Here is an 11,880-nt window from a genome sequence, read left to right as displayed (position 1 = left end):
AGGCCTTGAAAGCCGCTTAACAGAAATGTCCAACTTTACGGGGTCACTTCAATTTAGCTGGCTTTTTAGTATCTGCAATTCAGGTTCTTAACGAATTAGAATTCGTATTTAGCTGTAATTGACCAGTTACGACCTGCTTGCGTGTAATCTTTATCTTCTTGTGAGAATCCACGAACGTCATTCCACGAGTAGTACTCTTCATCCGTAACGTTGAAGAGACCTGCTCTAAGCGTAAGATCCTTCATCGGCAAGTAGTATGCTGTTAGGTCTACTACAGTTGCTGAATCAATTGGTAGAATTTCATCACTCAAACCATCGCTGTTGATATCACTAGACTTCTTGCCTGCAGTATAGCTAATGTTAAGCGACGTACCCCATAGTGCTGAAGGAGCATCATAGTTAAAACCAACAACAGCGTTCCAAGGGTTCACACTGTTAAGAGGATTACCTTCGCCATCTTCACCTTCAGTATACGTTGCAGAAACACGAGTACTAACACCTTTCACTGGCATGAAGCTATTCCAAGACAGTGTATTTGACGCTTCGATACCTTTAATTACAGCTTCATCAATATTTACATTCTTATATATTGTTGGATCCATAGGAGTGGCTGAGCCACTAACTGCTACGTTATCAATAAAGTTATCGTAATCGCTGTAAAAGATGGCGATTTCGCTTGATGAATAATTTGTGTTATGACGCCAACCTAACTCGTATGAAATACTTTCTTCAGCTTCTAAGTCAGGGTTAGGGGCATTCAAATAACCGTGAGCAGGATTACCAAATGAGTAGTAAAGCTCTTGGAAATCAGGAGCTCTAAAGCCTTGGCTGATTTGACCGAAGATCTTATTTTCATCATTAAGCGTGTAAGTTGTACCCAAACGTCCGGTAACAGCTGAGTCTGAATATTTTGCATAAGACTCTTCTGGGTTACCACTTGGGTTTTGACTTGTATCACCTGGATCAGTTTCAAAACCATCAAAACGAACACCCGGAGTAATCATCCAATTTCCGATCGTCATTTCATTTTGAGCAAAGAATCCATATTTTCTTTCAGATGCGGCAGGGATGTAGAAAATAACTTGGTCTGCGCTGATAGAGTTATATTCGTTATTAACGTTTTTAATGTCTTTGTCCGAATATGAAGCGCCATAGATAAAGTAGTTTTCTACATTACCCGTCATGAAGAACTTATCGAATTGCACATCAAATTGATAACCTTCATCCTCGTAGATATAGTCCTTTTTCTGAACATTACCTGCCGGAGGTAGGAACATACCGCCATTAGAAGTACGATTAGTTACGCCATTCTCTTCTTTGCTCAGCCAGTCAGCTTGCCAAGTAACAGTATCTGCAAACGCTAGGTCAGCATCCCAAATATGTTTGATACCGATTTGCTGTTGGCTAGTTGTGTCTTCGCCAGTGTAGTCGGTGTAACTTGCACTATTTAAATCGGTATCACCAGAATTCTCAATGAAGTTACCAGAAAACTCTAAACGGTGTTGTTCGTTTAATTGGTACTGAAGCTTAACCAACAAGTTGTTGTTCTGAGTATCTTGCTCATCAGGTGTACCAAAGTTATCAGTTTGCTCACCGTCTCTGCGAGTATAAGCAACTAACGTTTCTAGGTCGCCAATACGATTTGCTAAAGCAACCGATTCGCTAAAGGTATTATCAGATGAAGAGTAGTTGAACTTCGCGTGGCCACCGAAGTCTTTGTCTTTTAAAAAGTCACTCGGGTCTTTTGTTTCGAACGCAGCAATACCACCAATCGCATCAGAACCATACAGAGAAGAAGCCGCACCTTTAACAATCTCGACAGACTTCAACATATCCGTATCAACATCAATGCGTGAAGAGTTAATGAAGTTATATGACTGAGTACCACTTGGAGTAAATTGGCTAGTTTGTGATACTCCATCAACGATAACCTTTACTCGGTTACCTTCCATACCACGAATGTTAATACCTTGAATCCCTTGGCGAGAATTCGTAGTCACCGTGACACCTGGTGTGTACTTAAATAAGTCTTCTACATCCGTAATCATGTTTTTTTCGATATCTTTATCGTTAATCACAGTTACCGACGCAGCAACATCTTCAAGTTGTTGATTAGTACGAGTCGAAGATACAACAACCTCGTCAAATAGGGCATAATCTTCAGCAAAGGCTGATGTTGATGAAAGCGCTAAAACGATTGAAGCAGAGAGTAGGGATTGCTTATACATCTGATAGTTACCTTAATTCCATAGTATTATCTTGATTTGCGAAAGATAATATTGGATCTAAATGATAATTACTATTATTTGCATTTCAATTTATTTGTACTTTTGTCATTACAAACACGCCTAAACCGTATAACTCTTTGTATTAAAAGACCTTTAATGGTTCCATTTATCTGGTGAATGCTTCCATTTTTGTGATTAACCTCTCATTTATAAAGTAGGAAACTGATGCATAGTCCAATAACACTTGAAGCATTACACATATTAGATGCCATCGACCGACGTGGAAGTTTCGCCGCTGCAGCCAATGAAATGGACAGAGCACCTTCATCACTCAGTTATCAAATCCAGAAGCTTGAACAAGATCTGGACATCATGATTTTTGACCGCTCTGGACATCGTGCAAACTTCACAGAAGCGGGCCAGTTGATACTTGAGCAAGGTAGGGTAATTCTTGGAGCAACAGAACGCCTTGTTAACGAGGCAAGCATTCTAGCCAACGGTTGGGAGCTCGATTTGACCATCGCCTTTGATGGCATTATCCCGATTGCTAACTTTTTCCCACTGGTAGATGAACTAGGAAAAATCAGTAAAACACGCGTTCGTTTGCAAGAAGAGATCTTAGCAGGGTGTTGGGAATCCCTTTCAGACGGCAGAGCAGATTTACTGGTGTGCCCAAAGGTTGACACTATCCCAAACGACATGAAAAGTGACGTTATCGGTAAAATGGAAATGGTTTGGGTAGCGGCATCAAACCACTATGTTCATAAACGTTCTGGTGAATTCGACCAAAAGGCGAGAGAAAGTTACAGGGTTATTGCTATTGCAGATACCGCGCGCGAACAGCCTGCACTAAGTATCAATATTCTAGAAAAACAGCCACGATTAACCGTGACGAGCTTTCCTGCAAAAGTAGAGGCTTTGACATCAGGGCTAGGGATTGGAACCTTGCCGAATAGTGTCGCTAAACCTTTGATTGAATCTGGCATTCTACAGCAGATCTCCGGTACCGAGCCGCAGCCTATTGATATAGTAATGGCTTGGCGGCGCAACAAAATGGGCGACGCCAAGTCTTGGTGTATCCAACATCTTAAAAAGACATGGGCGTTAAAGTAACGGTAACACCATATCTGCAGTACCATCTTCAAAACTGATATCTAGCTTAAAACCGAGCTTTTGAGCTAGTGTCAGCATCCCTCTATTGGTTGGCATCGTCATACCCGACATCTGCTTGGTCTGCTTCGCACGGCAGTAATCGATAACCTTGGTCATAAGAATGCGACCTAGACCAACACCTTTAAGGTCAGAACGAATCAATATTGCGAATTCGGCGTCTGTGTTCTCAGGGTTAATCAGCGCACGGGACACGCCGATGATCGCTGGAACGCCTTGTTCCTCGCGAACGACCACAAAGGCGATTTCTCTATCGAAATCAATCTGAGTGAAATTCGCCAACGCCTCATGATTGAATTCACCGACATCACTAAAGAAACGCTTATAGAGATCTTCCTTAGACACACGGTTAATGAAGTCAGCATGAAGCGGTTCATCTTCGGGAAGAATAGGGCGTAACAACACTTCGGTTCCATCTTTTAGCTGGATACGTTCTTCAAGCTCGACCGGATAAGGGCGAATCGCAAGACGTTCCTGTGGATCGCCTTCGTACGCTTTCAAGATGATATCGGCATCTAATATCGTGAACTTGTCACCATTGGCCAGTACTGGATGGATATCCAAATCATGTATTTCAGGGCAATCCACTACCATTTGCGATATACGTACCAATAACTCAGACAAACCTTCTATATCGATGGGGTTAGGGAGTTTTTGTAGACGAATCTTGCCGCTTTTTATCGCTCGAATAATCAAGTAACGCGCCAGTGTCATGTTGAGCGGTGGAAAAGCAGCTGCGGCATCAATCGACTCATCCCACTCCGAACCACCTTGTCCAAGTAATATGATTGGGCCGAAGGTTTCGTCTGTTGTAACCTTAATACGCAACTCTTGGCCGCCCGCGAGCTTAGCCATACCTTGAATTAACAAGCCGTGGATGTTTGCTGTAGGGAAGGATAATTGAGAACGATCGAGAATTGCCTGAGCCGCATTGGCAACTTCACTGCTGTTTCGCAAATTGAGCATCACGCCTTGTACGTCTGACTTATGTGCAATATCCGGCGAACGTAATTTTACTGCGACGGGATAACCGATCGTTTCAGCGATGTGTACCGCTTCACTTGGGTCAGAAGCGATCCAAGTTGGTAACACATCGAGGTTGAAGCTTTTGAAAAACTGACTGTTTTGGTGAGTATCAAGGCTAACTGTATCTTTATCCAGTAGTTTTCTTTCTATCCAACCTTTCGCATCTGCTAGATCTTCAATGTGTACTTTTTCTGCAGTGGTCGGCGTTTCCATTAACTGACGTTGGTTACGTCTGTACTCGACTAAGTGCATGAATGCGACCACAGAGCTTTCAGGGGTCCGATAAGTTGGGAAACCCGCTTCGGTAAACAGCTTTCGTGCGGGCCTTGCTGTTAGCTCACCAGACCAATTCGTCAGGATGTTAAAGCGCTTGTGGCGAGGGTGCTTCTTAATCGCTTCAATAATTCGTTCTGCCGTTTTAGCGGAATGTGCGACCGCTGAAGGGCTGTGCATGATAAGAATCGCGTCTGCTTCATCGCCATCGAGTAAGATGTTTATAGTGTCGATATAACGTTGATCACCAGCGTCGCCGACAATATCGATAGGATTGCTATGAGACCAACTCGATGGCAAAACCTTGTTCAACTTATCAAGTGTCTCTTCTGAAAACTCTGCGAGCTTACCACCGCGGTCAAATAGGGTGTCCACAGCCATAATCGCAGGGCCGCCACCATTAGTAACAATAGCCAAGCGCTCGCCTCGCAATGGTACTGAATGAGTCAGTGTTTCTACCGCAGCAAACAGTTCATGTAAGTTCTTAACTCGTAGCATGCCGCTGCGTCGGATTGCGGAATCATAAATAATATCTAATGTGTCGGCACCGCCAGTGTGAGCCATTGCTGCGGCTCTGCCTTTCGCCGTTCGACCGCCTTTCAACACCAAAATTCGTCGGTTACGCGAAGCCGCACGCGCTGCAGAAATAAAGCGCCTCGCATCAGTAATGCTGTCTACATAAAGCAATATCGCTTCGGTGTGAGAGTCGGTACTGAGATAATCCAATAACTCCGAGAATTCGATATCGCTACCATTGCCTATAGAGATAAACGCCGAAAAACCGATCTCTTTGTCATTAGCCCAATCGAGAATAGTGGTACACACAGCTGCCGACTGAGAAACAAAGGCGATCTTACCGGGTAATGCTGTCACTGGAGAGAATGAGGCGTTCAAATTTAACCAAGGAACAATCACCCCCAAACTATTGGAACCCAACACTCGAATGTTGTGCTTTTTGGCAATCGCTAGGCATCGTTCATCATACGTCTCACCATTATCGCTTTCTTGCTGCATGTCTGAAGAAAGCACAATGACAGAGGCTATACCTTTCTCAGCCAGTTCTTCAAAAATAGCGACATTACGGGTCGCATTGGTACACAAGATTGCGAGGTCAGGAACAATCGGTAACGACAAAATGTTCTTGTAAGAAAGCACACCGGCCACTGAATCATATTTCGGCGTAACCGGCATCACCGCACCTTTAAAATCCCCATGCAACAAATTGTTCATAACAATATATCCTGCGCGTGTTTCTCGTTGAGAAGCACCAACAACAGCGATTGAACGGGGTTTAAGTAGGGGATCAAGATGATTCATAGACATATCCTAGCAATGCACGTAAGTTCATCGTAACTTACTTTGCACTCACAGGTTGATGGCAAATTCACCGAATTCAGATGAATAAGCAAACCCTGCATAAAGTTTGTGAAATAGGTCACCCACTAATGGTATATAATCCCAAAGTTAACTTGATTCTAAACCGACGTATCGGCATGATTTATAGTAATTATTATTAAGGATATAGAGCTTTCCATGAAAAAATTTGCAATTGTGACTTTGCCACTGCTCTTGGCTGCATGTGTATCTGACGACTACGTTACCAATGTCACTTCAGATAGTTATCAAGAAGAGTACAAAACGGCAAAAGTTGAAGCTCCAGTTGTATCTCAATCTGAGCAAACAAGCGTTGTTGAAGAAAATGTTGTCAACGTTATCAGAACCGAACCTGTTGAACAGAAAGTCGCTCAAACGACTCAAGCTAAGCCAGTTGCAGTAGTGACAGGCCCAACCAAGAAACAACAAGACATGAACCAACGTTTTGGTTACACAGTTCAAGTTGTTGCTGTTGGCAGCCAAAGTAAAGTCGATTCTTTCGTGAAAATGCTACCTACGACTTCTCAACCAGTTTGGGAAAACTACAAAATGGTTAACGGCACTAAGTGGTTCACGGTACTTTATGGTGACTACGCAACACGCTTAGAAGCTAAAAAGGCAATCTCAACACTGCCGAACACTTTCCAAAACTTGAAGCCGTTCGTTAAGAGCATTGATGACATCAAGAACTCTGAATACCCAACGCTTAACAAGTTGAACTAAGTTTTGATTCATAAAGAAGGGGCAAATGCTCCTTCTTTTGTTTTAAGACTCGCTGTTTTGTTTAATAGTTAATCGCTCGATCTTTCGAACGCAATTTTAACAATCAAAACACTGTACCTATCTCGACTTTTGTTTATCATTGAAGTCAGTACTCCTAGTTTCAAGGACCGAATTTACCCATGAACACCACAAACATCCTTCTACTTTGCGGCGGTGGATCTTCAGAGCATGAAGTATCTTTAGTTTCAGCCAATTACCTTTTTGATCAACTTAATAGCGTTGCAGATTTTAACGTTGTAAGAGTTGAAATTAAGAACGAAGGCTGGTGTCTTGATTCAGGTGAATTGGTTTATCTTGATATTAACGACCAAACCTTACGCGGTGACAATTTAGCATCTAAAGTCGATTTCATTGTGCCTTGCATACACGGTTTCCCTGGTGAAACAGGTGACATTCAATCACTGTTTGAAATGGCTAAAATTCCATACCTAGGTTGTGGTCCAGAAGCAAGCAACAACAGCTTTAACAAAATCACGTCAAAGCTTTGGTACGACGCACTTGGTATTCCAAACACGCCGTACCTGTTCTTATCAGACAACAATGATCAAGCTCACTCACAAGCAACTCAAGCATTTGAAAACTGGGGTAAAGTGTTTGTGAAAGCGGCTCGTCAAGGTTCTTCTGTAGGTTGTTACCAAGTTAACCAAGTAGAAGATTTAAGCGAGGCTATCAACAAGGCGTTCACTTTCTCGGACCAAGTATTGGTTGAGAAATCAGTGGTGCCTAGAGAGCTAGAAATTGCTGCTTATGAAATCGATGGCGAGCTACACATCAGCAAGCCGGGTGAGGTGATTGCACCGAATGGCGCATTTTACTCTTACGAAGAGAAGTACAGTGCAGACAGCCACTCGATCACTGAAGTTGAAGCAAGTAATTTAACTGACGAACAGCGTGAATTGATTGCAGACAGCGCACGAAAAGTCTTCACCCAGATGAAGCTTCGTCACTTGTCTCGTATCGACTTCTTTTTAACGCAAGACAACGAGATCTACCTGAACGAAGTCAACACCTTCCCAGGTATGACGCCAATCTCCATGTTCCCTAAAATGGTTGAGCATGACGGCCACAAATTCAGCCAGTTCTTAGAAAACTGCGTGAGAACAAGCCTTTCTTAGGTTTCTAACTCGTTTTCGTTCACTTAGAGCTGAACCCAAAAGTGCCTTAAGCTTTCGCCAAGGCACTTTTTGTTTTTAAAGCTAGCCGTTTTTTACGAATCTATCATTTAGCCACAACTTATAGCCAAGTAATTACGAACCGTTTATTGCCAAGGTATTAGCGCCTTAAACTTCATCTTCTCACTCTCAGCCGTTCCCGTGAAACCCACATATTGGGCTGGCATGGCAGGGCTAAGCCAGCGACCAAAGTCCTGAATCTCTCTAACCTTAAGACCTTGTTTCGACAACTCTTGTGCAGCACCAACACGAATCGAATTTCCAGAGAAATGGTGATTTTCTGGCAGTTGAAGTAAGTCGCTAGCTCTTCTCAATATCCTATAGATGGACGAATCATCTAAAGGCTGCAAACCAATATTCTCATGCTTGTCTATCGCACGAAATACTGGCAAGTCATCTTGTATACCAGTAAACGAAAGCCAACGTTGAAGTGCAACACTGGCTATTTGTGACAACTGATAAGCCGAATCTTTGACTGTTACTTGGTAATGATCTTCAACGTACTCAACATCACTCATCGATAACAACTTAAGCTCTGAGCGCTTTAAAGCACACTCGAACATCACGTTATAAATAGCAATGTCTCTGATCTCTTTCAGGTTTGCTTTCTCATGGGAGAGTAACGTATTCAAATCAGTGAGATGCACAGATGTCATAGCATTGGTTTGTTTAGCGTCACCGGCCATTTGAGATTGTAAGTGGAGTAGGGTAAAGCGAACTTGCCTGTGCTTGATCGGGTTAGCAAAGCTCAACACAGTATGTAACATGCTAAGCGTTGCAGTGTAACGTTTTAGCGATGCGTATTTTCTATCGTTAGACTCCGTTTCAAGAAAACGACGAACAGCGGTTATAGATGCGGGAAGTGTGTTAATACGATGTTTGGTACAGAACGCATGATAGCGATTCCAATCACTGTAAATGCCCAACAGTGAATTGCGAGAGTATTGAAATCCTGTCAACTCATCTATAATTTCTATTGTCGCGTTGCTGTTTAATTTTTCAACAAATGAATTAATTATCACAGAGTCAGTTAAAATAGGGACTTTTTTTCTCAAATTACCATACCTCGACAGGTGTTTTTACCATATTATGCTTGATATCATTATTAGTATACTTATGATTAATGCAGTGAAAACAGAAAGATGATTAATAGATATGGCTAATTCAATTTACCGAAGCGTCCATCTTCAATCGATAGATGCTAACAACACAGTTTGGCGTGCTAAGTTAAAAAACAACGTTATTCAGGGCAACCTAGCTGCCGTGAAAAAGAGTATTGATTGGTGGATTGATACCGCATCTATTATTGATCCAAAAGAATTCATGTCATTAAATAAGTCGAGAGGAACTGGTGGCTCGACTGAAAACTTCAACGGCTACCAAATCAAGAATGACACCGGTGAGCCTAATGCGTGGTATTGCATGTTTAACGGTCGCTTAATCAAAGGCGGCAAGGTTGCAATCCAACGCCATATAGAAGCTTACTTACTCGCAAAACAAAAAGCAGAGCAACAAAAGAAGTAAATTATGAGCCTAGTATATTCAACAGAAACAGGTCGCATTAAGCCTGAAGAAGAGAAAGTCCAACGTCCTAAAGGCGATGGTATCGTTCGAATCCAAAAAGAAACCAAAGGCCGTAAAGGCAAAGGCGTTTCTGTCGTAACTGGCTTAGACCTAGATGACGCACCATTAAAACTAATGGCAGCAGAACTCAAGAAAGTTTGCGGCTGCGGTGGCTCAGTAAAAGATGGCAACATCGAAATTCAAGGTGACGCGCGCGACAAGATCAAAGCGCACCTTGAAAAGAAAGGCTACAAAGTTAAATTTGCTGGCGGTTAATCTCTAACTAATACCAGGGTTAAAATCGAAGATTATTATCACTGGTTATTAGGTATTTTATGGTAAATAGCTAGTATGGTTAAATACACAGTATAAATTAGAGAATATCGGCACAATACAAAGGCAGGGCATCACACAAAGATACCTGCCTTATAAACATCAAAATCCATTTAACATAACGTACATAATACGCACCAAAAATGTAAGCGCAAAGTTGTAATGTCACTATTTTCCAAAGTTATTCTTGTCATCGTTTTCTCTTAAACCCTTAATACAACTGGTGCCTCAAGCATATTGAGTTCACCAGCATTCTCTAAACGCTCTTTTAACCCAATCATTATATGTGTGGCCAACATCTACATGATTCGTTTACACAAGGCAGATCAACGAGAACATTTGTTCCGTCTGTCTGACTTACATCTTCTTGTACTCATAATTCACCGCGCTGTGTGTAAACCTTGTGGGCATTGCTGTCGTTTCTTTTTCAGATTTTACGCACGCCACCGTGTTTCTTGTTGGCTGCACACGTTGAATTCTGTTTTGGGTTATCCACTAAGCCAGTTAAGTTTTCTCACACGAGCTCGTCTGTAAGTTTTCATGCTGAGTTTTTTAAACCCAACTTACAGCTCGCTCTAAGTTTGTGTTTGTTGGTTAGATTATTGGATTACTCTGTGTGTTCTTCCGATCTACGTAATGTCATGAACAGACTTGCTCGCATGGGCTAAATTACTTTACCGAAACTCACAAACTTTCCCGCTCGCGGTTATTTGCCCTTAGATCATCGTTGGAATGGATTTAGGGTTCACTTTGACCGTGCCACCTTGATCACGTCTGAACGACGCGAGTTTAATCCGAAAGAATTGCTCAGTTTTGCCTATTGGCGCAACGAATACCGACAGCTTGTTGAACTGCATGGCCGCATTGACAATCTAATCAAGCAAGCCGCGAAAGATAACCTAATGCCATTTCGTGGTAGACGTAGGATGCAAACTGCACCGTGGGCTCCTAGCAAATATAAGTAGACCTAGTACTCAATAGGCATTTTTAATACAATGTAACTAATTGAATAATAAGACTTGAAATCATGAAAATCACAAAAGCGTACTTAGATGGTGCAGAATATTCTTTAGTTGACTCTTCAGTTGTTAATCACTCAAACATAGTTACAGTCCTGATAGGTAAGAATGGGACAGGTAAAAGCCGGATGTTGGCGAATATCGTAGAACTATTCAAAATTTCGCAAGAGTACAATCAAAATCATCCCAAGTTAAAGTCTAACCGAGTTTCTCGTCTGGAGTTTGAAAATGATGGTGAGGTAATTAATGTATTCACTGGAAGAGGACGAAACAGTAGGCTTTTAATCGAAAATAATAAACGAGTTAAATTAGCATCACCAAAAAAAATAATTGCCGCTTCAACTAGCCCATTTGATAAGTTCCCTACTTTGTTTTCAAAGGCTCCTGATATTTATAGCTATATTGGATTTAAAATCCCTACAGGCGGGCTGTCTGATAAACAATTGATGAACACTTTTGTGCAGTCTTTATTAGACCACTCCCCAAAACCTGCAGTTTTAAGAACTCTAAAATTATTGGGCTATGAGCCTAAGATTAAAATAACGTTTAGCCATGAATTGAGAAACTTGTATAACAAAAATGGTAGAGAAAGATTTAATAATATATCTGAATGGTTAGCAAGAGATAATAAAGTTCATAGAATGGCTCTTCATGAGCAAGGCGGTGGCTTAAATCAAAGAATAGTAAAAGCCTTAGTTGAACAAGACGCCTATCAATCACAAGACTCTACGAAAATTTTAGGTCCAGGGCGATTGTTTCGAGCTGTAAAGTCTGAGATGAATGTGGATAACAACGTTTCCGAAGCACGCTTGCCAAAACACTTTACCTTCGGGCAGGATGTGAAGTCTTCGGTAAAATCAAATCTCAAACACTCACTCCGCCAAGGCAGGGCAAGATTACGAAGCCCCTTGCCCTGCAAGGACTTGCGAAAGGTAAGCG

At 41.9% G+C, this 11,880-nt stretch carries 10 protein-coding genes; 7 read left to right on the top strand and 3 right to left on the bottom strand.

What is annotated here, in order from left to right; all coding sequences use genetic code 11:
• Positions 1 to 95: 95 nt before the first annotated feature.
• The gene (locus AB6E78_RS22425) at positions 96 to 2,228 is read right to left on the bottom strand and encodes a TonB-dependent hemoglobin/transferrin/lactoferrin family receptor (protein ID WP_372134237.1); all 2,133 of its coding nucleotides are present in this window, start codon (positions 2,226 to 2,228) and stop codon (positions 96 to 98) included.
• A gap of 225 nt (positions 2,229 to 2,453) precedes the next feature.
• Between AB6E78_RS22425 and AB6E78_RS22420 the strand changes: the two genes are divergently transcribed.
• Positions 2,454 to 3,341 (top strand): LysR family transcriptional regulator, encoded by an 888-nt coding sequence (locus tag AB6E78_RS22420; RefSeq protein ID WP_372113194.1) that lies wholly within the window; start codon positions 2,454 to 2,456, stop codon positions 3,339 to 3,341.
• Here the strand turns inward: AB6E78_RS22420 and AB6E78_RS22415 are convergent.
• Positions 3,333 to 6,014: a bifunctional acetate--CoA ligase family protein/GNAT family N-acetyltransferase gene (locus AB6E78_RS22415; protein ID WP_017069918.1), complete on the bottom strand. Its 2,682-nt coding sequence runs from the start codon at positions 6,012 to 6,014 to the stop codon at positions 3,333 to 3,335. The genes AB6E78_RS22420 and AB6E78_RS22415 overlap by 9 nt on opposite strands.
• Before the next feature lie 216 nt (positions 6,015 to 6,230).
• Between AB6E78_RS22415 and AB6E78_RS22410 the strand changes: the two genes are divergently transcribed.
• Together AB6E78_RS22410 and AB6E78_RS22405 are read left to right on the top strand one after the other, a co-directional pair.
• The gene (locus AB6E78_RS22410; protein ID WP_017069919.1) at positions 6,231 to 6,794 is read left to right on the top strand and encodes an SPOR domain-containing protein; all 564 of its coding nucleotides are present in this window, start codon (positions 6,231 to 6,233) and stop codon (positions 6,792 to 6,794) included.
• A 179-nt stretch (positions 6,795 to 6,973) separates the two neighbouring features.
• Positions 6,974 to 7,969 (top strand): D-alanine--D-alanine ligase, encoded by a 996-nt coding sequence (locus tag AB6E78_RS22405; RefSeq protein WP_102320806.1) that lies wholly within the window; start codon positions 6,974 to 6,976, stop codon positions 7,967 to 7,969.
• A 143-nt stretch (positions 7,970 to 8,112) separates the two neighbouring features.
• On the opposite strand, the gene AB6E78_RS22400 is transcribed toward AB6E78_RS22405, so the two are convergent.
• On the bottom strand, positions 8,113 to 9,081 hold the full coding sequence (locus AB6E78_RS22400) for a tyrosine-type recombinase/integrase (RefSeq protein ID WP_102320805.1): 969 nt from the start codon (positions 9,079 to 9,081) through the stop codon (positions 8,113 to 8,115).
• Between the two features lie 100 nt (positions 9,082 to 9,181).
• Here AB6E78_RS22400 and AB6E78_RS22395 point away from each other — a divergent pair, with 100 nt between their 5' ends.
• The 4 genes from AB6E78_RS22395 to AB6E78_RS22380 form a co-directional block, all read left to right on the top strand.
• A complete protein-coding gene (locus tag AB6E78_RS22395; RefSeq protein WP_017060095.1) occupies positions 9,182 to 9,550 on the top strand; it encodes a DUF3319 domain-containing protein in 369 nt (122 codons plus the stop codon).
• Between the two features lie 3 nt (positions 9,551 to 9,553).
• Entirely contained in the window at positions 9,554 to 9,865 is a 312-nt protein-coding gene (gene yciH / locus AB6E78_RS22390; RefSeq protein ID WP_008221404.1) for a stress response translation initiation inhibitor YciH, read from the top strand.
• A 767-nt stretch (positions 9,866 to 10,632) separates the two neighbouring features.
• Entirely contained in the window at positions 10,633 to 10,887 is a 255-nt protein-coding gene (locus AB6E78_RS22385) for a DUF3653 domain-containing protein (RefSeq protein WP_372134235.1), read from the top strand.
• A gap of 62 nt (positions 10,888 to 10,949) precedes the next feature.
• The coding region (locus tag AB6E78_RS22380) for a hypothetical protein (RefSeq protein WP_372134234.1) at positions 10,950 to 11,880 on the top strand (931 nt) is incomplete at its 3' end.

It is taken from the genome of Vibrio sp. 10N.247.310.98, assembly GCF_041467395.1.
Lineage (GTDB): Bacteria > Pseudomonadota > Gammaproteobacteria > Enterobacterales > Vibrionaceae > Vibrio > Vibrio crassostreae_C.
Note: the sequence above shows the minus strand (reverse complement) of the source record. Positions and strands in the feature narration are given on the sequence as shown.